At 62.6% G+C, this 23435-nt stretch carries 22 protein-coding genes and 2 tRNA genes; 14 read left to right on the top strand and 10 right to left on the bottom strand.

Features of this window, described 5'->3' with window-relative positions:
• Nucleotides 1–3 precede the first annotated feature (3 nt).
• From ACFUOZ_RS08580 to pknB, 5 genes are read left to right on the top strand one after another with little or no spacing between them, the layout of a single operon-like run.
• Nucleotides 4–1716: a protein phosphatase 2C domain-containing protein gene (locus ACFUOZ_RS08580; protein ID WP_377546788.1), complete on the top strand. Its 1713-nt coding sequence runs from the start codon at nt 4–6 to the stop codon at nt 1714–1716.
• Nucleotides 1713–3140 carry an FtsW/RodA/SpoVE family cell cycle protein gene (locus ACFUOZ_RS08575; RefSeq protein ID WP_377546786.1) on the top strand — a complete coding sequence of 476 codons (1428 nt, stop codon included), beginning with the start codon at nt 1713–1715 and terminating at the stop codon, nt 3138–3140. Before ACFUOZ_RS08580 ends, ACFUOZ_RS08575 begins: the two co-directional genes overlap by 4 nt.
• Complete coding sequence (locus ACFUOZ_RS08570) at nt 3137–4594, top strand: penicillin-binding transpeptidase domain-containing protein (RefSeq protein WP_377546784.1); 1458 nt, start codon at nt 3137–3139, stop codon at nt 4592–4594. Before ACFUOZ_RS08575 ends, ACFUOZ_RS08570 begins: the two co-directional genes overlap by 4 nt.
• Nucleotides 4591–6432 carry a protein kinase gene (locus tag ACFUOZ_RS08565; RefSeq protein WP_377546782.1) on the top strand — a complete coding sequence of 614 codons (1842 nt, stop codon included), beginning with the start codon at nt 4591–4593 and terminating at the stop codon, nt 6430–6432. The genes ACFUOZ_RS08570 and ACFUOZ_RS08565 overlap by 4 nt, the downstream gene beginning before the upstream one ends.
• A 6-nt stretch (nt 6433–6438) precedes the next feature.
• Nucleotides 6439–8337 carry a Stk1 family PASTA domain-containing Ser/Thr kinase gene (gene pknB, locus ACFUOZ_RS08560; RefSeq protein ID WP_377546779.1) on the top strand — a complete coding sequence of 633 codons (1899 nt, stop codon included), beginning with the start codon at nt 6439–6441 and terminating at the stop codon, nt 8335–8337.
• 15 nt (nt 8338–8352) lie between these two features.
• Here the strand turns inward: pknB and ACFUOZ_RS08555 are convergent, their stop codons facing one another.
• Together ACFUOZ_RS08555 and ACFUOZ_RS08550 are read right to left on the bottom strand one after the other, a co-directional pair.
• Entirely contained in the window at nt 8353–8994 is a 642-nt protein-coding gene (locus tag ACFUOZ_RS08555; protein WP_144660206.1) for an aminodeoxychorismate/anthranilate synthase component II, read from the bottom strand.
• Between the two features lie 170 nt (nt 8995–9164).
• Nucleotides 9165–9992, bottom strand: a complete 828-nt coding sequence (locus tag ACFUOZ_RS08550) for a class E sortase (RefSeq protein WP_377546960.1) — start codon at nt 9990–9992, stop codon at nt 9165–9167.
• A gap of 157 nt (nt 9993–10149) precedes the next feature.
• On the opposite strand from ACFUOZ_RS08550, the gene ACFUOZ_RS08545 reads away from it, so the two are divergent.
• The 7 genes from ACFUOZ_RS08545 (at nt 10150) to ACFUOZ_RS08515 (ending at nt 14863) form a co-directional block, all read left to right on the top strand.
• Nucleotides 10150–10404 carry a cell division protein CrgA gene (locus ACFUOZ_RS08545; RefSeq protein ID WP_281451310.1) on the top strand — a complete coding sequence of 85 codons (255 nt, stop codon included), beginning with the start codon at nt 10150–10152 and terminating at the stop codon, nt 10402–10404.
• Nucleotides 10405–10449: 45 nt separating this feature from the next.
• Nucleotides 10450–10959 (top strand): methylated-DNA--[protein]-cysteine S-methyltransferase, encoded by a 510-nt coding sequence (locus tag ACFUOZ_RS08540; protein WP_377546776.1) that lies wholly within the window; start codon nt 10450–10452, stop codon nt 10957–10959.
• Nucleotides 10959–11486: an RNA polymerase sigma factor gene (locus ACFUOZ_RS08535; protein WP_377546773.1), complete on the top strand. Its 528-nt coding sequence runs from the start codon at nt 10959–10961 to the stop codon at nt 11484–11486. The genes ACFUOZ_RS08540 and ACFUOZ_RS08535 overlap by 1 nt, the downstream gene beginning before the upstream one ends.
• On the top strand, nt 11483–12112 hold the full coding sequence (locus ACFUOZ_RS08530; protein WP_377546770.1) for a methylated-DNA--[protein]-cysteine S-methyltransferase: 630 nt from the start codon (nt 11483–11485) through the stop codon (nt 12110–12112). Before ACFUOZ_RS08535 ends, ACFUOZ_RS08530 begins: the two co-directional genes overlap by 4 nt.
• Entirely contained in the window at nt 12109–12825 is a 717-nt protein-coding gene (locus ACFUOZ_RS08525) for an alpha-ketoglutarate-dependent dioxygenase AlkB family protein (protein ID WP_377546768.1), read from the top strand. Before ACFUOZ_RS08530 ends, ACFUOZ_RS08525 begins: the two co-directional genes overlap by 4 nt.
• 102 nt (nt 12826–12927) lie before the next feature.
• Nucleotides 12928–13527 carry a DNA-3-methyladenine glycosylase I gene (locus tag ACFUOZ_RS08520; RefSeq protein ID WP_377546766.1) on the top strand — a complete coding sequence of 200 codons (600 nt, stop codon included), beginning with the start codon at nt 12928–12930 and terminating at the stop codon, nt 13525–13527.
• A gap of 715 nt (nt 13528–14242) precedes the next feature.
• Nucleotides 14243–14863, top strand: a complete 621-nt coding sequence (locus tag ACFUOZ_RS08515; RefSeq protein ID WP_377546763.1) for a GyrI-like domain-containing protein — start codon at nt 14243–14245, stop codon at nt 14861–14863.
• 39 nt (nt 14864–14902) lie between these two features.
• Here ACFUOZ_RS08515 and ACFUOZ_RS08510 read toward each other — a convergent pair whose 3' ends face one another.
• Nucleotides 14903–15757, bottom strand: a complete 855-nt coding sequence (locus ACFUOZ_RS08510; RefSeq protein ID WP_377546761.1) for a rhomboid family intramembrane serine protease — start codon at nt 15755–15757, stop codon at nt 14903–14905.
• A 21-nt stretch (nt 15758–15778) separates the two neighbouring features.
• The gene (locus ACFUOZ_RS08505) at nt 15779–16321 is read right to left on the bottom strand and encodes a peptidylprolyl isomerase (RefSeq protein WP_018778468.1); all 543 of its coding nucleotides are present in this window, start codon (nt 16319–16321) and stop codon (nt 15779–15781) included.
• 153 nt (nt 16322–16474) lie between these two features.
• Here ACFUOZ_RS08505 and ACFUOZ_RS08500 point away from each other — a divergent pair, with 153 nt between their 5' ends.
• Together ACFUOZ_RS08500 and ACFUOZ_RS08495 are read left to right on the top strand one after the other, a co-directional pair.
• The gene (locus ACFUOZ_RS08500) at nt 16475–17464 is read left to right on the top strand and encodes a hypothetical protein (RefSeq protein ID WP_377546758.1); all 990 of its coding nucleotides are present in this window, start codon (nt 16475–16477) and stop codon (nt 17462–17464) included.
• Between the two features lie 128 nt (nt 17465–17592).
• On the top strand, nt 17593–18468 hold the full coding sequence (locus ACFUOZ_RS08495; RefSeq protein ID WP_377546755.1) for a glycosyltransferase: 876 nt from the start codon (nt 17593–17595) through the stop codon (nt 18466–18468).
• A 33-nt stretch (nt 18469–18501) separates the two neighbouring features.
• Here the strand turns inward: ACFUOZ_RS08495 and ACFUOZ_RS08490 are convergent, their stop codons facing one another.
• The 6 genes from ACFUOZ_RS08490 to gyrA form a co-directional block, all read right to left on the bottom strand.
• Nucleotides 18502–19425, bottom strand: coding sequence for a DMT family transporter (locus ACFUOZ_RS08490; protein ID WP_377546753.1), 924 nt, complete (start codon nt 19423–19425; stop codon nt 18502–18504).
• Between the two features lie 107 nt (nt 19426–19532).
• Nucleotides 19533–19608 (bottom strand) — tRNA-Ala (locus ACFUOZ_RS08485).
• A 71-nt stretch (nt 19609–19679) separates the two neighbouring features.
• On the bottom strand, nt 19680–19799 hold the full coding sequence (locus ACFUOZ_RS08480) for a DLW-39 family protein (RefSeq protein WP_377546750.1): 120 nt from the start codon (nt 19797–19799) through the stop codon (nt 19680–19682).
• A 47-nt stretch (nt 19800–19846) separates the two neighbouring features.
• Nucleotides 19847–19920, bottom strand: a tRNA-Ile gene (locus ACFUOZ_RS08475).
• A 113-nt stretch (nt 19921–20033) separates the two neighbouring features.
• Entirely contained in the window at nt 20034–20756 is a 723-nt protein-coding gene (locus tag ACFUOZ_RS08470) for a DUF3566 domain-containing protein (RefSeq protein ID WP_377546747.1), read from the bottom strand.
• Nucleotides 20753–23422, bottom strand: coding sequence for a DNA gyrase subunit A (gyrA, locus tag ACFUOZ_RS08465; RefSeq protein ID WP_377546745.1), 2670 nt, complete (start codon nt 23420–23422; stop codon nt 20753–20755). Before gyrA ends, ACFUOZ_RS08470 begins: the two co-directional genes overlap by 4 nt.
• Nucleotides 23423–23435: the final 13 nt, after the last annotated feature.

Here is a 23435-nt window from a genome sequence, read left to right as displayed (position 1 = left end):
TCCATGGCCTCTCCCGAGACCCCCAAGGACAAGGAAAAGCCTGCGGAGCGCCCGTTGATCATGCGCTACGCGGCGCGTTCCGACGTCGGCCGGATCCGCTCCAAGAATGACGACTCCGCTTATGTGGGTCGCCATCTGGCAGTGGTTGCCGACGGCATGGGTGGACATGCCGGCGGCGATGTCGCCTCCGCTTCGACGGTCCTGGACATGATCCACCTGGATCACGACGACTACCCCGACGGCGCCGACACCGTCCTGGCTGATGAGATCCAAACAGCCAACTCCCTCCTTTCCGAGCTGGTCCACCAGAATCCCAAGCTGTCCGGCATGGGTACCACGGTGACGGCATTGCTCCTTGAGGACCGCAAGCTCCACTTCGCCCACATTGGCGATTCCCGCGCCTACCGCCTGCGCAACAAGAAGTTTGAGCAGATCAGCGTTGACCACACCTTTGTTCAGCGCCTCATTGACGAGGGCCGGCTCCGTCCCGAAGAAGCGGAAACGCACCCGCACAAGAACGTCCTGATGCGGGTTCTCGGAGACGTTGACGCCAGCCCTGAGCTGGATCTGGACGTCCTGGACGTCGAAGCCGGCGAACGCTGGCTGCTGTGCTCGGATGGCTTGAACTACGTGGCGGGACACGTCGTGGAGCGCGTCGTCCGGGAGACCAAGGACCTGCGCGAATGCGCGGAAATCCTGGTTGACCTGACCCTCGAGGCCGGTGCCCCGGACAACGTCACGGTTATCGTGCTGGAAATCGCTGAGGAAACGGTCGACGACGTCAACACGGCGGCCGTCGACGTCGTACCGGCCGCGGCGCTTGCCGCCGTCGATGAACCGGACGCTGTCACGGCCACCAAGTCCGCCGACGAGCCGCCGGCCGACAAGGCCTCCAAGGCGTCCTCCGCCTCAAAGACCAAGGCCGACAAGGCGAAGGACTCAGGATCGTCCTCCACTGATGGCGAGCAGGTTAAGGACACGGAAAAGGCCGACGGGCCGACCGAAGATTCCGAATCGGCCGACGAACCGCCCGCGACCACCGATCCCCACCTTGGCGAACACCTGTCAGCGGAGGTTTTGCGCGAAGAACTGGCGAGCCGCCCGCACGAACTGGTGGGGGCCGCGGCCACAGCGGCCGAAACCGGATCCATCCCCACCGTTGCCGGACGTACGGTGGCGCGGCGGGCAGCCACGGTCCTGACGCATAAGGCTGAGCAGGACCGCGCCGAGATCGACGAGCCTCCGCGCCGCCGCAACCGCTGGCTGATGCCCGCCGTCGCCGCTTTCCTGGTACTTGGCGTCGTAGTTGGCCTGTGGCTTGGCTATGCCTGGACGCAGACGCGCTATTACGTGGGTGAATACGACCAGCGGGTTGCCATTTTCAACGGTATTTCCCAGAGACTTGGCCCCATCCAATTGTCCCGGCTTGAAGCTGTCACCGATGTCAGGGTGGATTCCTTGCCCGAGTACGGCCAGCAAAGCGTTCGCCAGACCGTCCCTGCCGGTGACCTCCACGATGCCCAGCTGATTGTTGAGAACCTGAAGCAATACGGCAGCGCCTCGGTGAACTGCCCCAGCACTTCGCCGTCCGGCACAGCCTCTCCCAAGCCATCAGCGACGCCGACGCCCACAGCCACAGTGCCGATACCAAGCACGGCGGCCGTTGCCAGCCCCACTCCTTCGCCCGTACCGACTCCCTGTGAGGGGGCAAAATGATCCAGACCGAAACCGCCCCCAAGCCCCGCCGGAACGTCGAGCTTCTGCTCATCGTGCTGGCCCTCGCCGTTGGAATCGGCGCCAGCGCGCTCGTCAGCCTCAATTCCGAGATGGGCCTGGACAGCGACTTTTGGTTCCAATCGAGCCTGCTGGCCGTAGCCGCTTTCGCGTTCCACGTGGTCCTCCGCCTTCGGGCAAAATATGCCGATCCGGTAATACTTCCGATCGTCGTCGCCCTGAACGGTCTCGGCCTGGCGTTGATCCACCGCATGGATGGACCGGGAGACGATACCGGCAACAACCAGCTCCGCTGGACGCTTATTGCCATGGCGGTATCCATTGCTGTGATCTGGTTCCTCAAGGACCACCGGATTCTTCGCCGCTTCACCTACATTTCACTGGCAGCCAGTGCCTTGCTGTTGGTCCTGCCCTTGGTGCCGGGCATCTCCGCCGGTGAAGTGCTGGGCGCAAGCGTGTGGATCCGCATCGGACCCATGACGTTCCAGCCGGGCGAAATCGCCAAGATCACCCTGGCCATATTCTTCGCCGGTTATCTTTCCTCCAACAGGGACCTCATCCTCCTGGCGGGCCGAAAGATCGGACCCATGCAGTTCCCGCGTTTCAAGGATCTGGGTCCGATGATCACCGCCTGGCTGGTGAGCATTGGCGTCCTGGTCTTCCAGCGCGACCTGGGATCCTCGGTCCTCTTCTTCGGCCTTTTCATCGTGATGATCTACGTGGCCACCAGCCGTATCTCCTGGGTGGTCATCGGCCTGGCGTTGATCCTCGGCGGTGGTTTCATTGCGTCGAAAATCTTCTCCCACGTGGCCTTCAGGATCGACAGCTGGATCAACGCTTTCACTCCTGAGGTCTTCGGCAGGTCACCCGGCGGCAGCGGACAAATTGTCCAGGGCCTGTTCGGCATGGCCGATGGCGGCTTGGTGGGAACCGGGCTTGGCCAAGGCCGGCCGGATCTCGTGCCGTTCGCAAACAGCGACATGATCGTGGCCCTTATCGGCGAGGAGCTGGGCCTGATCGGCCTCTTCGCCGTCGTCATGCTCTATATGCTGCTCTTCACCCGCGGGTTCCGGGCAGCATTGGGAACGCGCGATGCCTTCGGAAAGCTGTTGGCTTGCGGTTTGTCGTTCGCCATCGCCCTCCAATGCTTCGTGGTCATCGGTGGCGTCACCCGACTCATTCCCTTGACCGGCCTGACCACCCCGTTCCTGGCGGCCGGAGGTTCATCGCTGTTGGCCAACTGGATCATCGTCGGGCTGCTGCTCATGATCTCCAATACGGCCCGCGGCCCCGTGGACACCACTCCGATGGTTAGCAAGTCCCCGACCACCAGTTCCCACGGAACAGTGAAAGCCGCAACAGGACAGACCCCAAGCGCACCAACAGAGGCGGTGAAGCATCAATGAACCAGGCTATTCGCAGCTCCTGGATGGCCGCCGTCGCCATGTTCGCGTTGATTTTCGGCGCCATCAGCTACGTCCAGGTCATTGGCGCGGACGACCTTAATGCCAACCCCTGGAACCAGCGCGCCATCCTGGCAACCTTCTGCAACGAACGCGGTGCAATCATCGTGGGCGGCAAACCGGTAGCGGAATCCGTGCCGGGAACAGAGTCCTGTGCATTCCAGCGCTCCTACCCCCAGCCTGAGCTTTACGCAGGCGTCACCGGATTCTTCTCCAGGGGCTTTGGATCCACAGGTCTGGAGCAGTCGATGGGCGAGACGCTCGCGGGCAACTCGGACCAGTTGTTCCTGGACCGCATCAGCCAGATGTTCCTGGGCAAGGAACCCAAGGGCGCTTCTGTTGAACTGACCTTGGATCCTGCCATCCAGAAACTGGCTTACGACCTCATTCCTGACGGGCAGCGCGGCTCAATAGTCGTCACCAACCCGAAGACCGGGGCCATCCTTGCCATGGTCTCCAAGCCGTCGTACGACCCCAACTTGATAGCCACCCATGACACGGCCGCCGCGGAGGCGAACATGGCCAAGCTGAACCAGGTCCCGGGCATCAACCTGAACCAGAACGTCAGCGGTCCTACGGGCAACCTGCTCTCGCCGGGTTCGGTTTTCAAACTCATTGACACCGCGGCTGCCCTGAACTCCGGCAAATACAACAAGGACAGCGAGCTTCCGAACCCCAGCAGCCTCCCGCTTCCGGGTTCGAACGCCAGCCTCCCCAACTATGCCGGCGGTAACTGCAACATCCGGGAGACGGCGTCGTTCGCTTTCGCTTTGGAGCAGTCCTGCAACACGCCGTTCGCCAGCATTGCGCTGGACCTCGGTCAGGACGCGATCCGCCAGCAGGCTGAGAAATTCGGCTTCGGCGAGACTTTCGGTGACCAGCTCAAGCTCCAACAGGCCAAGAGTGTCTTCCCCAGGGACCTGGACCAGGCCCAGCTCGCCCAGTCGTCGGTGGGTCAGCGCGACGTCAAAGCCACGCCGCTGCAGATCAACATGATGACGGCGGCCATCGCCAACGGCGGTGTGCAGATGAAACCGAACCTGGTTCAGACGGTTCGCGCCCCTGACCTCCGGGTCATCAGCGAAACCAAGCCGGAACAACTGCGGACCAGCACCACCCAGCCGATTGCCAGCCAGATCACCGAGTGGATGACCAGCGCCGTGGACAACGGCATCGCCAAGGGCGCAGCCGTTCCCGGGGTCAAGGTGGCCGGCAAGACCGGAACGGCTGAACTCGGAGATTCCGGTGTGAACAACTCTTGGTTTACCGGGTTCGCCCCGGCAAACGACCCGCAAGTAGCCGTCACCATCGTCATGGAAGGTGTGGACGTGCAAAGCGGTGCCCAGCTAACCAGTCCGAACGCGAAGAAGATTTTTGAGGCGGTGTTGAATAAGTGAGGCCTACTTCGGGAATCACACTCGGCGGCAGGTTCCAGCTGACCAGTCGCATTGCGATTGGCGGCATGGGCGAGGTCTGGAAGGCCAAGGACCAGATCCTTGGCCGGATCGTGGCCATCAAGGTGCTCAAGGAGGAATACACGGGGGACCCCGGCTTCCTGCAGCGCTTCCGTGCCGAGGCGCGCCACACAGCCCTCCTTAACCACGTGGGCATCGCCAACGTCTTCGATTACGGCGAGGAAGCCGGCTCGGCCTACCTTGTGATGGAGCTCGTGCCCGGGCACCCGCTCAGCGGCATCCTGGAGCGGGAGCAGGTGCTCTCGCCGGACATGACGCTTTCCATCATCGCCCAGACCGCCCGCGCCCTTGCCGTGGCACATGCGCAGGGCCTGGTGCACCGCGACATCAAGCCGGGCAACCTGCTCATCACACCGGATAACCGGGTCAAGGTCACTGACTTTGGCATCGCCCGCCTGGCGGACCAGGTTCCGTTGACCCAGACCGGCCAGGTCATGGGTACCGCCCAGTACTTGGCACCGGAGCAGGCCACGGGCCAGACCGCCACGGGTTCTTCGGACATCTACTCCCTGGGCGTGATCGGCTACGAGTGCCTCACCGGCCACCGTCCGTTCTCCGGCGAGTCCCAGATCGCGATCGCCCTGGCGCAGGTCAACGACGCTCCGCCGCCCCTTCCTGAGACGCTGCCGGTTCCCGTGCGTGCACTTTTGATGTCCATGTTGGCCAAGGACCCCAAGAACCGTCCGGCCAACGCCATCAAACTGGCTGAAGCGGCCGAGGCGATCCGCAACGGCGATATTGCCACGGCACATGCCGCCGTACCCGGGATGCTGTTGTTCGAAAGCGCAACCGGCCCCATCACGGCGCCAGTCGACACCGCAACGGCCCCCACCGGCGTCGTGGCGTCGCCTTACGGCAAGGAGCAGACCTCGACGGCGACCTCCGCACTTCCGGTGCTGGGTGCCGGCGCAGCCGGAGCTGCTGTGGGCGCTGCCGCGGCTTCCGCTGACAATCCCCTGACGCGTGCCAACGCCCTCGAGGCAGAGCGGCAACTGAACGACGATGAAGAGGTCATCTACAGCGATGACGAGCGCTACGACGACCCGGAACCGGAACGCAAGAAGCGCAGCCCGTGGACGTGGCCGCTTGTCGCACTGATCCTTCTGGTGTTGTTCGCGCTGATTGGTTTCCTGATCTCGCAGTCCGGATTCTTCTCGCCGAGCCCTTCGCCGAGCCAGTCGACGTCGGCCAGCACCAGCCGGTCGCCCAGCCCTACGTCCTCGTCGGCGACTCCGACGCCAACGCCCACGCAGACCTCTGAAGCGCCGACGCCTACCCAGTCGACGCCGCAGAAGATCAACATCATCCCTGAAGAGTTCGAGGGCCAGCCGTTCGAGACAGTCAGCGCCAAGCTCCGTGCACTCGGTCTCGGCGTCGACGGACAAGAGAAATTCGATCAGTCAGCACCTGGAACGGTACTCAACCTCAACCCCACTGGTCCTGTTGACCCCGGAACCACCATTACAGTGACCTACTCCAAGGGCCCTGAGATGGTTGCGGTTCCCACCATTGGCGAGGGCATTCCCGAAAGCCAGGTGCAGGCCGCCCTGCAGGGCGCGGGACTCCAGTATGTCAAGGGCGAGGATGTCAACGGTTCCATCGGCCAGCAACCCGGAACGTTCGTTCGTTCTTCGCCGGCTGCGGGAACAGAGGTACCTGCAGGATCCACCGTGACCTACTATCTGTCCAAGGAACTGATCCCCACCGCTCCCACCACAAGAGCCAACCCGTCCAGTTCTGCTTCCCCAACAGGCCGCTAAAACACCATGTCCACGTCCCGCCCCGGCCCCGCGCATCGAGAGGAGAGCACACCTGTGTCTTCACAGCGCATCCTCAATGAACGCTACGAACTCGGTGAGTTGATCGGTCGTGGCGGCATGGCCGACGTCTACAAGGGAACAGACACCCTCCTGGGACGGACCATCGCCGTCAAGGTCCTACGTGCGGACCTCGCCCGGGATCCCCAGTTCCAGGCACGTTTCAAACGTGAAGCCCAGGCTGTCGCTGCGCTCAACCATCCCTCGATCGTGGCCATCTTCGATACGGGAGAGTATTCCGTTCCGGGTGGCCCGGGAGAGGATGTGCGTGTTCCGTACATCGTCATGGAGTTCGTCTCTGGCCGCACGCTGCGGGACATGATCAAGGCGAAGGAACTGGGCGTGGAGGACTCAGTCGGTTACACGCTGGGTGTGCTCGCTGCCTTGGAGTACAGCCACCGTGCCGGAATCGTGCACCGGGACATCAAGCCGGCGAACGTCATGGTGTGCGCAGACACCGGTGAAGTGAAAGTCATGGACTTCGGCATTGCCCGGGCCATGGCCGATTCCGCCGCCACGATGACTCAAACCCAGGCTGTTGTTGGAACCGCGCAGTACCTCTCGCCGGAGCAGGCCAGGGGCGAAACCGTGGACGCCCGCAGCGACCTCTACTCCGCTGGCTGCCTCCTCTATGAGCTCCTGACCAGCAGGCCCCCTTTTGTGGGCGACAGCCCGGTGTCCGTGGCTTACCAGCATGTCCGCGAAACCCCGGACCTGGCCAGTTCCCACAACCCGGATGTCACCGAGGCCTTGGACTCGGTGTTGGTCAAGGCCCTGCAAAAGAGCCGCACCGATCGCTTCCAGGATGCCGCCGCGTTCCGCCGGGCCCTCCGCGCCGCGAGCAATGGCATCCCGGTGCCAGCCGTCGCGGCCAGCGAAGCCCCCACCGATCCAAACGACCTTGTGGAAGACGATAACCCCTCTACGCAGCTCCTCAGTGCCACGGCCGTGGGTTTGCTGGATGTGGACCAATTCAAGGACGAGCCCCTCGCCCCGGCACAGGAGGAACCCCTTCCCCTGGGCCTCCCATTGGAACGTGAGCGGCACCCGCAGCAGAAGTCCCGCCGTCGTGCGTGGATCGCCACGTTGGTGATTTTCACGCTCCTTGTGCTCGCCGGCGGCGGTTTCTGGCTCTACAACCTCATGAACGCCAAATCTGCCGAGCCTGCCAAGATCGAGGTGCCGGTGGTCGCGAATATGACCGAATCCCAGGCGATCCAGAAGCTCTATTCACTGAAGCTCGTTCCGAAGTCAGTACGCGAGCCCAGCAATACTGTCGCCAAGGACATGGCCATCGGCACAACGCCAGCAGCGGGTTCAACGGTGACCCAGGATGGCGAAGTGATCCTCAGGGTCTCCAGCGGTCCCAGCTCGGTGACCATACCGGCGGACATCGTGGGGCGTACGGAAGCCAATGCCACGGATGTCCTCCGGAAACTCGGCATCATGGGCGATATCAACAGTGTCCGGACGCACAGCGCCACCGTGCCCATGGGCCAGGTCATCGGCACAGCCCCGGCACCGGGCGCCCCGATCGCCACCACCTCCACGGTGGAGCTGCAGATCTCCTCCGGCAAGGTACTGATGCCGCAGCTCATCGCGCTGCCCCAGGCCGAGGCCGAGGCGGCGCTGAAGGCCAACGGCTTGATGATGCAAGTGGTGGAGCAGGAAAACTCGCAGGTCGAACCGGGCAAGGTCACGGCACAGAGCGAGGTCTTCAACACCGAGGTTGATCAGGGCAAGCTGGTCACCGTTACGGTTGCGAAGGCTCCCGCCCCGCCGCCAACGCCCACTCCTACGCCGACTGCGGACACCCCTACGCCGAAGCCCACGCCAACCAAGAAATAGCCCGTGGCCCGGCTGCTACTGCTTGATCAGCGGGCTCAGCTGGGCGGCACGCTCGGCAGCGCCGGTCATGCCAAGGGATTCGAGCCAGTTCCCCAGCATCTGGTAACCGCCTTCAGTAAGCACTGACTCCGGGTGGAACTGGACGCCGCAGAGTGGAGCGGTTTTGTGCTGCAGGCCCATCACTACGCCGTTCGTGGTCTCTGCCGTGACCTCCAGGACATCAGGAATGGAGTCGCGAACGGCTGCGAGGGAGTGGTATCGAGTCGCTGTGACAGGAGAGGGGAGGCCGGCAAAGACGCTCTTGCCTTCGTGCCGCACGGGCGAGGTCTTGCCGTGCATCAGCTCGGGAGCGTGGGTCACCACTCCGCCGTAGGCTTCCGCGAGGGCCTGGTGCCCGAGGCAGACGCCGAACATGGGCTTCGAGGCTTCACCGCACCATTTAATCAGCTCGATGCAGACGCCGGCTTCGGCAGGGGTGCCTGGACCGGGGGACACGAGGACGCCGTCGCGGGTTGCGGCCAGCTCCGTGGCCTCGGCAAGCGTGACGTCGTCGTTCCGGACGACTGTAGTTTCGGCGCCCAGTTCCTGGAGGTAGCCCACCAGGGTGTAGACGAAGCTGTCGTAGTTATCTACTACCAAAATCTTTGTTGTGCTCATGGTTGCTGCACTAAACCAATCGTTGAGTCAGTCAGGGTGGTGAATTGGGAAAACCAAGGGAACAGGAACTCGACCATCAGTACAAGGGCTACTCCCACAAGTACCAACGAGGTAAGGATCCGAACCCACAGCGGGCCGGGCAAATTCCGGAAGATCCATGCGTACATCTGCTACCCCTTTCCGTGGGCACGGGCTACTTGGGCGGCGATTTCCGACGGCGGACCTGCTGAGGCAGGTTGCCAACTATCCAACAGGGAGTAGGCAATGATGCGTTCCTGGGCCCCGAACCTGGGGTTGCAACTGGTCATCGTGAGGAAGCTTTCCGTGGGGGTGGCACCCGGCTGGGTGGGCACGGGCATCAGGACGTCGGTGCGGTCAGGAAGCACGATCTGGTTGTTGCGGAAAACGTAGGTGTAATACCCGTCGGCGGTTTGGACGTAGATCTTGTCCCCGGGAACCAGCGTGTGGATGTTATCCAGGACGGCGCCGTGGGTTTGCCTGTGGCCCGCAACCGCAAAGTTGCCCGGAGCCCCTGGCATGCTGGTACTTCCGTAATGTCCCAGGCCCAGGGTGTCCAGGACGTCCGAGCCCGTACCTTCGATAATGGGGCGGGTATAGTCCGGGCCAAAACGCGGAATGTATATGATGCCGATGGTTCCGCCGTTGCCCGGGGCCTTGCCGACGACGGGAGGGCCATAATCCACCGGCCCCGCAGGTGCCGCGGGAGCTACCGGTCCTGTGAATTCCTGCGCGAAGCTCTTGACGGCCTCCGTCTGCTTCGCGTCGGCTTCCACGTTGGTCCACCACAATTCCCAGGCCACGAAAAGGAGCAGGACAATGCCCGCCGTGATGAGGAGTTCACCCAGGATTTGGCTGATCCTGCGGACAACATTCGAGGCACCACGCTTCTTCCGGGGCCGCAGTTCCTCCCCTTGGCTCGCGGACGGCACGGCCGATACCGCCGTCGTCTGCTGGTGCGCCACAGGGTCTCCTCTTATAGGGCGCGGGCGTCGCTGGCGTGTCCCAAGTTGCGGCTAGACTTGACAGCTAGAACCAACCCGGAACGACGTGTGGCCGTTAACCGCTGGAAATTTCCTTCCTGCAGGATATCAAGGCCAGCGGGACGGGTATCAACCGAGCAGTCCAGGAGGATCCGTGCCCGAGTCCAAGCCCCGCAAGCGGCCTGCCCGCCAGGCCCAACAGACCTCGGCCACGCAGCAGTACAAGCCCAACCCGGTTTGGTACAAGGCCGTCATGTTCGGCCTGATGATCCTCGGCCTCCTCTGGATCATCACCTTCTACATCACCGAAGGCCAGTTCCCGGTCCGCGACTGGGCTTCCTGGAACATCGTTGCCGGCTTCGGAATCGCCATTGTCGGGTTCCTGATGACCACCCGCTGGCGCTCCTAGGAATTCCGGACCTCACATTCCGGTGCCCGCTGGCGTCTACAGGATATGAGCAACCGGCACACCATGGTGGATTCCCCACTGGGGCAGTTGACGCTGACTGCCCGCGGGGAGTTTTTGACGGGCATTTTCTACGAAGGGCACTGGCATATGCCCGCGCCCGACTATTTCGGGGAACCGGCAACCATTGACGATCCTGTCTTTGCCCGGACACGGAGCGAACTGTCAGAGTACCTGAACGGGCAACGCACAGAATTCAGCGTTCCGTTCTCGGCCCGCGGAAATCCCTTCCAGGAGAAGGTCTGGGAGCGGCTCCAACACATTCCGTTCGGGGAAACTGTCAGCTATGGCGAACTCGCCGCGGAGCTCGGGGATCCCCACCTTGCCCAAGCCGTTGGCTCCGCCGTCGGACGGAATCCCATCAGCATCATCATTCCTTGCCACCGCGTTGTGGGCCGGAAAGGTCAGCTCACGGGGTACGCGGGCGGGCTTCGGAACAAGCGCTTCCTCTTGGAACTTGAAGAACCGGACTCCGTGAGAGCGGGCAAGCTCTTCTGATGGAGAACGGACAGGCCGGCAAGAAACCCTTCGAGGTAGTCGTACAAGAACGTGGTGCCACCGTACTTCGGGTGTGCCGCGCGATCCTGGGCGTCCACGACGCCGACGACGCTTGGTCCGATACCTTCCTTGCGGCGCTTCAGGCCTATCCGGAGCTGCCCTTGGACGCCAACGTGGAAGCGTGGCTGGTCACCATCGCCCACCGGAAGTGCATCGACCACCTCCGAGCCGGCGCCCGGCGTGCCCTTCCTGTGGATAATCCGCCCGAACAGCCGACCCGCCTGGGCCTGCCGGGTGACACAGACACCGAGCTTCTAGACGCCGTCGCAAAGCTGCCTGCGAAGCAGCGCCAAGCAGTGGCCTACCACTACCTTGCCGGGCTCCCTTATAAGGAGATCGGGGTTCTCCTGGGCAGTTCCCCGGAGGCGGCACGCCGTGCCGGCGCAGATGGCGTGAAAGCACTCCGGGCGGCCATCCAGGCTCCGGCTTCGCTGGTCCATTCATCGTCGAAAGGTGAAATCCAATGACCCTCGAACCCAGCCCCGTGCATGACGAGGTCGTGTCTCTCCTGGAACCTCTGGATGTGGGGCTCGAGCCCGTCATGGCCAGCCTGCACGCCCGGCTGGCCCGTGACGCACAACTGACCCATGCCTTGGATGTCGCCTACCGTACGATCGATTCGCCAGTGGGGAAGCTCCTGCTGGCAGCTACGGACCGCGGAATTATCCGGGTCGCCTTCGAGCTGGAGAACCACGACTCCGTATTGCAGTCACTGGCGGACACGGTGAGCCCGCGCATCCTGGAAGCCCCCACCCGCTTGGACGACGCCGCACGGGAACTCGAAGAGTACTTCGCGGGCCAGCGCCGGGATTTCGATCTCCTCCTCGATTTCCGTTTGTCCCGCGGCTTCCGCCTCAACGTCCTCCGCCACCTCCCCAGGATTCCCTACGGCAACACTGCGAGTTATGCACAGGTGGCTCAGGCCGCCGGCAGTCCCAACGCGGTCCGCGCTGTAGGGACCGCTTGCGCCACCAACCCGTTGCCGGTGATTGTGCCGTGCCACCGCGTGGTCAAATCCGATGGCAGTTTCGGTGGCTACCTCGGCGGCCCCGATGCCAAGCGGGCATTGCTCACGCTGGAGGCAGCGGCGTGAGTGACGACGCCCTGTTCCCGCGTGAGCTGGTTCAGGCAGAAACTCACGACGCCGGTCCGCGCCTGGTGCGGCCCGGCACGGTTCATGTCCCGCGTTGGCTGACTTTGGAGCAGCAGCGCTGGATCGTGGCACGCTTCGGTGAATGGACCCAGGGACCCGTTCCGCTGCGGGCGGCCACGCTTCCCGGCGGGCACCAAATGTCAGTGCGTACCGTTTGCCTCGGCTGGCATTGGCAGCCGTACCGCTATTCACGGACGGCTACCGACGTCAACGGACAAGCTGTCCTCGATTTTCCGGACTGGATGATCCGCTTGGGGAAAAAGGCGGTCGCCGCTGCCTATTCACCGGAAGTGGGCGTTGACGGGTCGTTGCTCGGCCTTTCAGAGAGCTACACACCGGACGCGGCTTTGGTGAACTACTACGCCGACGGGGCTGCAATGGGCATGCACCAGGACAAGGATGAGCATTCCGACGCGCCTGTGGTGTCCATCAGCATTGGTGAGTCGTGTATTTTCCGGTTCGGCAACACCCGGACCCGCACAAAACCGTACGAGGACGTGGAACTGCGCTCAGGGGATCTTTTCGTCTTCGGCGGTCCTTCCCGGTTCGCCTATCACGGCATCCCCAAGGTCCTCCCTGGCACTGCTCCTGCCGGCTGCGGACTGGACCACGGGCGGATCAACATCACGATGCGCGTCACGGGATTGTCCTAGGTAGATAAACTTCCCCTACGTGCAACGCGGGGTCACTTATGGCCCCTAAATGCCCTCAACAGGGGCCATAAGTGACCCCGCGTTGCTTTGAGAGGAGCACGCATGACCCCGGATAACGGCAGCATCATCGGACCCGACGGCCTGGCACGCCCAGTGTGGGCCGCATCGGATCCATTGATGCAGGCCTACTACGACCACGAGTGGGGAATGCCCGTGCGGGATGAACAGGGCATGTACGAACGCATCTCCCTGGAGGCTTTCCAGGCAGGCCTTTCGTGGGCCACCATCCTCCGCAAGCGCGAGGCCTTCAGGAAGGCGTTCCTGGACTTCCATCCGGAGAGCGTCGCTGCGTTCACCGAGGCTGACGTGGAGCGGCTCATGCTCGACGCCAGTATTGTCCGCAACCGATTGAAGATCCACGCTGCCATCACGAACGCCAAGGCAACCATTGCCTTGCGGGAGGATGGCGGGCTGGTGGACTTCGTGTGGTCGTTCCAACCTGACAGCACGCCCGCTCCGCGCAGCTTGTCCGAGATCCCCACAACGTCCCCGGAATCCATTGCACTTTCCAAAGCCCTGAGAAAGAAAGGCTTCGCTTTCGTCGGGCCCACCACCATGTATGCCCTGATGGAAGCGGTCGGCATCATCGACACCCATCTGGTGGACAGTCACCGCCGCGGGACCTCAGGGGTGTGGACGTAAACTTCTCCACAGAAGTGCGTAACGTTATCCACAAGCGGGGATAACTTCTGTGGACATCCACGTACTTCCCTCGAAAATCCTTGAGACGCCGCCTGTTCAGGCAAAGAGGTCCACTTGGTGACAGTTATACCCACTGTGCATTGGGCTGTGGATAGTGGCCGAAGCTTCATCGAAAGTTCAACCCGTCGGGATTGCCGGGTTCGCCTCAATCGACATTTCCCGCCTGGATGATCCTCCCCCTGGCCCCAGCGTTGGATCTGGCGCGCCCCGCTAGCTCCCCGGTTACCCACATAACAACACCCGGCTTCCCACAAGTTATCCACAATTGGGGAAAACATGTGGGTTGGTGCTTGTGAAACCCTGCTATGCCGGGGTTTACTGACGCACCTAGCCCTGGAACTACACGGATGTAAGTTATTAACAGTGTTGATAACCCTGTTGATAGACGCCTCACTCCGAGGGAATTAACAACCTTGTCCACAGGGCTATCAAATCCGCCCTCTTTGTCCACAAAGCGGAGAGGGATGGGGACATAGTTATCCACAGGTGTGGAGAAATTCATGCCTTTCGGGGGATATCTGCCGCTACAACGGCCCCAATGTCGGGTTAAGCCCTTAACTACACGCATGTAAGTTACTCACAGTGTGGATAACGCCTGTGGATAACACGGGCTTAGCTCATGCAGTCCAGGAACCGGCGGGCTTACCGTGGTCCTATGAAGAGCGACTTCAAGAAACTGATACCCAGTTACAGTGCAACGAAGGGCACGTTCTCCCTGGTTTCGGTCCCGCCCATCCGGTACTTGAAGATTGACGGCTCAGGGGACCCCAATACCGCAGAGTCGTACAAAGACGCCTTGTCCACGTTGTACCCCGTGGCGTACAAGCTGAAGTTCTTCAGCAAAGGGGAGCTGGGGCAGGACTACGGCGTGATGCCGCTGGAGGCGCTCTGGTGGGCCGATGACATGGACGCCTTCACCAGCGCGAGGGACAAGTCCCTCTGGGACTGGACCTTGATGAACATGGTCCCGGATTGGATCACGCAGGAGCATTTTGAAGCAGCGTGCAGCCTGGTGGCAAGGAAGGGGGCAGCTCCCGCGCTGGAGCGGCTCCGCTTGGAACCATTGGAGGAGGGGTTGAGCGTACAGACGCTCCACGTTGGTCCCTACGATGATGAAGGGCCCGTGCTGGATGAGATGCATCACCGGTTCATACCGGAGCAGTCACTGACGATGACGGGCAGGCACCACGAGATCTACCTCGGGGACCCCAGGCGGACCGCCCCGGAGAAACTTAGGACCATCCTGCGGCAACCCGTCGCGCCCGTCCCGGAGTAAGCCCGGAGTAAAGGGGCAGCCCGGAACCCGGACAGGCCGTCAGCTTGCGGTAACACGGAACCATGTGAGTACTGCCAGCAAACCCACAACCAGCACCAAGCCGCCGGCTTGAAGCAGTGCCTGGTTCTTGCCGCGGGGCGCGTAGGCGATGGCAGCGGCGGCCAGGCCACCGGTGATCAACCCGCCAAGGTGGGCCTGCCAGGCGATGTTGGGGATGAAGAAGCCGATGGCTCCGTTGATGGCGATCAAAACCCAAAGTTGCTTGGTCTCGCCGCCCCTGTGCCGCTGCACGACGAGCATGGCGCCGAAGAGGCCGAAGATCGCACCTGAGGCACCCACGACGCCGGAAATTGGGTAGTTGGGGGTCAGCAGGAGGTAGCCGACGGAACCGCCGATAGCAGAGATCACGTACACAGCCAGGAACCGGATCCGCCCGAGCAGGGGCTCAAGGGCTTGGCCGAAAATCCACAGCGTGTACATGTTCAGGACGATGTGGAGAAGGAAGCCTTGTGAATGCAGGAACGCCGCCGTGAGCATGCGCCACGGTTCCGTGGCGGCAAAGACGTTGGCAAACGCAAAGTCCTGGAAGATGAGGTCGCCGGGCACAATCCACTGAAGGATGTACACCAGCACGCAGAGCCCGATGATCGTGAACGTCACCAAAGGACGGCCAACGGCCAAGGCGCCGCCGTACGCGGACCGGTAGGCCGGCGTCGTACGTTTTTGTTCGTTGACGCAGTCAACGCATTGGAACCCGACGGCGGCCGTCCGCTGGCACTCGGGGCACGCGGGGCGCCCGCAACGCTGGCACCGCACGTAGGAGGGCCTGTCCGGGTGCCGTGGGCACACCGGAATATCTGCGGACGGCTCTGCCGACGGGATTCCGTAGCTCATTGATTCAGCTTCAGTGAAGGGTTAGAGCTGTTCGATGTCGATGCTGTTGATGACGACGTCTTCAACAGGACGGTCGCCCATGCCGGTGCGGACAGCCTCGATGGCGTCAACAACCTTGCGGGATTCCTCATCCGTGACCTCGCCGAAGATGCTGTGCTTGCCGAACAGCCAGTCGGTGTTGACCGTGGTGATGAAGAACTGTGACCCGTTGGTGCCCTTGCCCATCTGGATTCCGGCATTCGCCATGGCCAGCTTGTAGGGAGCGTTGAATGTCAGTTCCGGGTGGATCTCGTCGTCGAACTGGTAGCCGGGGCCACCAACGCCGCGGCCCAGGGGGTCGCCGCCCTGGATCATGAAGTCCTTGATGATCCGGTGGAAGATCGTGCCGTTGTACAGGGGAGTTCCGGTCTTGTCCTCGCCCGTTTCCGGGTGGTTCCAGGACTTCTCGCCCGTAGCCAGGCCGATGAAGTTTGCCACGGTCTTGGGCGCGTGGTTGCCGAAAAGGTCAACCTTGATATCGCCGAGGGTTGTGTGGATCGTTGCTTTTGCGGTTGCAATGGTCATAGGCCCATTCTTCCATGCAGGGTCAACGCCTTTGCAGTTGTAAAGCCGGTTCCGCGCTCGGTGAAATCCGCGCCGAATCGGGCAGATGAATAGCCGGTGTTCCCCAAGCGACGTAGGCTAGCAACAAACGAGCACGTGTATCGGGAGGTAGTTGTGAAGAAAACAGACCGTATTGCCCGCGAACTCGAACAATCCGTTGCGGTTGGTGTGGATAACGCACGCGACTGGGCTGCGCCCCGTGTGGAAGCAGCCGTGAACTGGGCTGTTCCGCGTATCCAGCACGGCATTGACACCGCTTCCCCCAAGATCCAAGAGGGGCTGAAGTCCGCTGCGCACAACCTCGCCGACGGCGTGGCAGTCGTTACGCCGCGCATCCAGGATGGACTGGCGCAGCTCGCGCCAAAGATCCACGACGTCGTAGAGGACGCAACGCCCAGGATCCAGGAGACCCTCAACAAGGCAACTCCGGCGCTGGGAGTCGCACGGGACAAAGTGGTGGAAGAGTACCTGCCCAAGCTCTCCGAACAGCTGGGCCAGGCTTCCGTAGCAGTTCACCATGTCCTGGAAAACGCCCCGGCCCAGGTCGATGCGGTTGCGCAGAAGCTTGTCGACTCCGGTGTTGTGCACAGCGTCCAGGAGCAGGCCCAGGCCACCGGCAAGCAGCTCAAGGCAGTGGCGGATGAGGCTTCCAAGGCTGTCGCCACCAAGTTGGGCAAGGAACCCAAGCCCAAAAAGCGTGGCTGGCTCGTCTTTACGGTCATCGCCGCAGCTGCAGCCGCCGGTGTTGCCGCGTGGAAGGCTTCCAAGCCGGTTGAGGACCCGTGGAAGACTCCTTCACCGGTCACGCCGACCCCGGCACCTGTTCCGGCCGCTCCTGCGGCTGCAGAGACCGCGGCTCCGGCACCGTCCGATGCCGCTGCCTCAGCCACTGCGGCCGAAGCCACCAAGCCCAGCGCTTCGGACATTACGCCGGAGGAAGCGAAGGCCGAGGCCGAGCAGGCAACCAAGGACGCCTTCAAGAACGTTGAGGACTCCACCGCAAAGGTCGCCACCGACGCGAAGACGGCCGTCAAGAACATCGCAGCGAGCCTGAACAAGGACAACGAGGGCTCCGGGACGGACGCCACGGGTACCAACAGCTAAGCGCTTTTCACCTGGTAACCACTCCATCCTGAAGGGACTCCGGCAGCAGCCGGGGTCCCTTCAGTGTTTGCCCGCTTGTAACCCAAGCCTCCGCCGAGGGCAATGATGCGGGTGTTAGATTTGAGGAGATGTCAGCCGATAGCCCCTTGGCGGGAGCCCTCCAGGACGCCCCGGAACCCCCGGGTGTTTCCATTGTCATCCCGGCTTATAACGAGGAAAGCGTTATACGCCAATGCCTCATTGCTGCCATCTACCAGTCCGTGCCGGCCGACGAGATCATCGTGGTGGACAACCTGTCCACGGACCGGACCGCCAGGATCGTGCGGCAGATGCAGCAGGAATACCCTGAGAGCCCCATCATTCTTCTTCGGCAGGACAGCGCCCAGGGCCTCATTCCCACCCGCAACCACGGCCTGAACAGTGCCACCGGTGAAGTCATCGGCCGCATCGACGCAGACTCGGTCCTTGAGCCGGATTGGGTTGAGCAGGTGCAAAAGGCGTTCACGGACCAGTCCGTCGCCGCAGCAACTGGACCTGTGGTCTACTACGACATGCCCATGCGGCGGTTCGGGCTCAAGGCCGACGACAAGATGCGGCAGCTCATGCTGCGCCTGGCGAAGCACCAGTACCACTTCCTGTTCGGCTCGAACATGGCCCTCCGTCGATCTGCCTGGGAAACCATCCGCGACGAGGCATGCCTGGACGAGAAAGATGAGATGCACGAGGACATCGACCTCTCGCTCCATCTGTTCGAGCATGACCTCAAGGTCCAGTACGTGCCCCAGATGGTCTCCGGGATGTCCGCGCGCAGGCTCGAGGATTCACCCCGGGACTACCGCTATTACGTGCAGCGCTTCGACCGCACGTACAAAGCGCACAACGTCAAGAAAATGGCCCTGAAGGCCCCCATGGTGGTGTTCTTCTCCGTTTATTTCCCCGCCAAGCTGCTGCGCGCCATCCACACGGCCAATGCCGCACAGGGCGCCCGCCGCGGCGGGCTCTGAGTCCCTGCGGGATCAACGCACGACGCCGGAACTTCAGTCAGCGCCCAGCTCGGCTTCCCTGCGCTCGGTTTCGCCGTCGCCACGCCCTGCACGGCCGCGCCTCTGGCCGGACACGACTACGGCCAGGCCGGCCAGGATGAGCGCCAGCCCGGCATAGGTCCCCGCCGGCAGGGTCTCGTTGAGGAAGACGGCGGCGAGGATGGCTGCACCGGGGATTTCGAGCAGGATGATCATGGACACCAGCAATGGGCTCATCGTTGCCAGCAAGTGGTTAAAGGCTGTGTGCCCCACCAGCTGCGCGCAGACGGTGATGGCAATAATGCCAACCCAACCGCCGGCGTCGAACCCTGTCAACGGCTGCCCACTGACCAATGCCATAACGGCCACCAACGCCGCGCACATGCCGTAACAGAGGGTTGTATAGGTTCCCGTAGCCATGGATTGCCGCGCCTTGCCGCCGGCCAAGGTGTACAGACCGGCCAGGGCGCCGCCAGCGACGGCCAGGAGGTCGCCCAGCAGTGCCTCCGGGGAAGAACCCATATCGAATCCCGTAATGGCTACGACGCCCACAAAAGCTATGCCAAGGCCAACGAGGACCGGCCAGCGGTGGCGCGTACCGCGGAACATCTGGAAAACGGCTATCCATGCGGACTGCAGGCAAACGAGTGCCGTGGCAGCGGCAACGGACGTCAGCTGGAGCGCCGTGATGAAGCACGCGAAATGGAAGGCCAGTGCGACGGCGGCCATCACCGACCAGCCGAACTCGCGCCGGTTGATCCTGCCGAACGCCTTGGGCTCCCTGATGGCCACCGGCGCCGCCATCACTACGGCACCGATCGCATTCCGCCAGAAGGCGATGGCCAGCGCGGTCACCGAGGTGGCGCCCAGTGTTCCTGCGATGAGGGGTCCGGAGGAAGCCACACCCAGGACTCCCAGGGCGGCAATGAGAAGGTTCACAGACCAACCCTAGTGGGCTACAGTTCCCGATCGTTCCCGAGTCCCGGTTTCCCGGGTTAGGCGTTAAATGCAAAAGTCCCGGTCATTTCTGACCGGGACTTTCCTTATGGTGGAGGCACGGGGACTCGAACCCCGAACCCCCTGCTTGCAAAGCAGGTGCGCTACCAATTGCGCCATGCCCCCATAAGAAGCAACCCGTCTATCATACCCCATATCCGGACTGGGTTTTACCAGTTCAGAACCGGGTTCCTCGGCTAATCAACCGAATCGGTTGACTTGCTCCAGACATCCTTCCGGGCTTCGGATTCCTGGTTCTTTTTATAAACCAGGACACCTGCGATTGCGGCTGCCACAACTACCAGCAACTTCTTCACAAGCACCTCATTCCGGTTCAGTTTTACCTGAACCTGTTTAGGTTCCGTGGGCGTACCAGGACTTGAACCTGGGACCTCTTCGTTATCAGCGAAGCGCTCTAACCGCCTGAGCTATACGCCCCGATGCCTCATCGGGCCGAGATATGACTGTACAGCACTTCCCGGCCCGATCTCAAATCGAGGCACTTTCACCGGGGAATTCCGGCCAAAACGCCGGAATTCCGCGGATTTTTGCTAGTCGTCCGTCAGGGTGACGCCAACGCCACCAACCAATGTTGCAGAAATGTTATAGAGCACGGCGGACAGCATGGACAGCGCCGTCAGCAGGACTACATTCACTACCGCGATGATCGTCGCGAAGGAAGCCACCTGGCCCAGGGAAGCGATCTTCTTCAGCTCGAAACCGCTGCCTTCAGAACCGGCAAGCGTGCCCAGGAGGCTGTCCACCTGGTTGAAGATGCCCGTGAGATCCAAGACGGTCCACAGGACGATGGCCGCCACCACTGTGACAATTCCCAGCGCTACGGACAGCAGGAAAGCCATCTTGAGCACTGACCAGGGGTCCACCTTGCTGACAAGAAGGCGTGCACGGCGCACCTTTGCCTTGGGGGCGGGCTTGACCAGGCCGGGACCACCTTGTGCGGGACGTTGTCCTGCCGCTGCAGGGCGCTGCCCCGGCTGGGCCGGACGCTGTCCCGGTGCACCTGCCGGACGCTGGCCGGCCGTTGCTGGGCGCTGGCCCGGCTGGGCGGGGCGTTGGCCCGGGGCGCCGGCTGGACGAGGAGCAGAGTTGGCACCCGTTGCCGGACGTGCCCCTGATGTGCCCGAGCCAGGGGAACCTGCCCCCGGGCGTTGCTGGGGACGGGCAGGCGTGCCGGCCTGCGAGTTGCCTGAGGGCTGCCGGAGTCCGCCGGGGACACCTGTGCTCGGCTTGGGATATGAGTCGGAATTACTCACTCGTTACCTCCGGTATTGTCTTCGTTCAGCTCCGCGCCCGGTTCATTCTCCGGGTCAGCGTCGTTTTCCGTTGCGGCCGTTGCGGTCACCGCAGCGGCGCCGTCGTTTGCAGCCAACGTTACGTCATCGTCGGCGCCGTCCTCGGATTCTTCGCCTTCCAAGCCGCGTTCGCTGTTGCGGGCGACTTCAATAATGCGGTCATTCTTGTCCGGCTTGGCGAAGATGACACCCATGGTGTCACGGCCCTTTGCGGGAACGCCGGCCACGGCCGAGCGCACCACCTTGCCGCCTTCCATGACCACCAGGACTTCGTCTTCTTCCTGGACGATCAGGGCGCCTACAAGATCTCCCCGGTCCTCGGCGAGCTTGGCTACCTTGATACCCAGGCCGCCACGGCCTTGGAGCCGGTACTCATCCACGGCAGTTCGCTTGGCGTATCCGCCCTCGGTCACGATGAACACGAACGAGCCGTCCTGCACCACGTCCGCGGCCAGCAGTTCGTCGTCTTCACGGAACTTCATACCGGTGACACCCGAGGTGGCGCGGCCCATGGGTCGCAGGGCATCATCGGTTGCCGTGAAGCGGATGGACTGGCCCTTGCGTGAGACAAGGAGGAGGTCGTCCGTTTCGCTGACCAGCTGTGCAGAAACCAGTTCGTCACCGTCGCGCAGGTTGATGGCGATGACGCCGGCCGTGCGGTTGGTGTCGTAGTCTTCCAAACGCGTCTTCTTGACCAGGCCGTTCTTGGTGGCCAGCACCAGGTACGGAGCCTGCTGGTAGTCCCTGAGATCCAGGACCTGGGCGATGTGCTCGTCCGGCTGGAAGGCCAGGAGGTTGGCAACGTGCTGCCCCTTGGCGTCACGTCCGGCTTCGGCAAGTTCGTACGCCTTGGCACGGTAGACACGGCCCAGGTTCGTGAAGAACAACAACCAGTGGTGCGTGGTGGTGACGAAGAAGTGCTCCACGACGTCGTCGCCGCGCAGCTGGGCGCCCTTGATGCCCTTGCCGCCACGCTGCTGTGAGCGGTAGTTGTCGCTACGGGTCCGCTTGACGTAGCCACCGCGGGTAATGGTGACCACCATTTCCTCTTCGGGAATGAGGTCTTCCATGGACATGTCGCCGTCGAAGCCCATCAGGATGTGCGTGCGGCGGTCGTCACCGTGCTTGGCCACGATTTCGGCAAGCTCTTCGCTGATGATCTGACGCTGGCGCTCTTCCGAGCCAAGGATGGCGTTGTACTCGCTGATGAGTGCTTCGAGCTCGGCGTGGCGGTCCTGGATCTTCTGGCGCTCCAGCGCAGCCAAGCGGCGGAGCTGCATGTCCAGGATCGCGCGGGCCTGGAGCTCGTCGATGTCCAGGAGGTCCATCAGGCCTTCGCGGGCAGCTTCCGTGGTGTTGGATGCACGGATCAGCGCGATGACTTCGTCAAGCATGTCCAACGCCTTGAGGAGGGCACGCAGGATGTGTGCTTCTTCCTCGGCCTTGCGCAGGCGGTACCGGGTCCGGCGTGCGATGACGTCCATCTGGTGGGCCACCCAGTGCCGGATGAAGGCGTCCAGGCTCAAGGTGCGCGGAACGCCGTCGACAATAGCCAGCATGTTCGCGGAGAAGTTGTCCTGCAGCTGGGTGTGCTTGTAGAGGTTGTTCAGGACAACCTTGGCCACGGCGTCACGTTTGAGGACAATGACGAGCCGCTGGCCGGTACGGCCCGAGGTTTCATCGCGGAGGTCGGCGATGCCCTGGATCTTTCCGTCCTTGACCAGCTCGGCGATCTTGATGGCAAGGTTGTCCGGGTTGGCTTGGTACGGCAGCTCGGTGACCACCAGGCACGTCCGGCCCTGCAGTTCTTCCACGTTGACCACAGCGCGCATGGTGATGGAGCCGCGGCCCGTGCGGTAGGCGTCCTCGATGCCCTTGTGCCCCAGGATGGTGGCGCCCGTGGGGAAGTCGGGCCCCTTGATGCGCAGCAACAGCGCTTCGAGGAGCTCTTCGCGGGTGGCAGTGGGGTTTTCAAGCGCCCACTGAACGCCTTCGGCAACTTCACGGAGGTTGTGCGGCGGGATGTTGGTGGCCATGCCGACGGCGATACCGGAGGAGCCATTGACCAGCAGGTTGGGGAAACGCGCCGGCAGGATGGTGGGTTCCTGGTTCTTGCCGTCGTAGTTGTCCTGGAAGTCGACGGTTTCTTCGTCGATGTCCCGGACCATTTCCATGGCCAGCTGGGCCATCTTGGTTTCGGTGTAACGCGGGGCAGCTGCGCCGTCGTTGCCGGGCGAACCGAAGTTTCCCTGGCCAAGAGCCAACGGGTAGCGCATGGTCCAGTCCTGGATCAGGCGGACCAATGCGTCGTAGATCGCCATGTCGCCGTGCGGGTGATAGGTACCCATGACATCGCCGACAACGCGGGCGCACTTGTTGAACGAGCGGTCCGGGCGGTATCCGCCGTCGAACATTGCGTACAGTACGCGGCGGTGAACCGGCTTGAGTCCGTCACGTACGTCCGGGAGGGCGCGTCCCACGATGACGGCCATGGCGTAGTCCAGGTAGGACCGCTGCATTTCGGTCTGCAGGTCCACCTGTTCAACGCGGTCGGTCAGTACATCGCCCTCAAGGACGACATCTTCGGCATTGGAATCCGCCGGAACTTCAGGAGTTTCGTCACTCATAATCTAAGGTTTC

The organism is Paenarthrobacter sp. NPDC057355, assembly GCF_042667405.1.
Classification (GTDB): Bacteria; Actinomycetota; Actinomycetes; order Actinomycetales; family Micrococcaceae; genus Arthrobacter.
The sequence above is the reverse complement of the archived record's forward strand: the minus strand, read 5'-3'. Positions and strand labels throughout refer to the sequence as shown.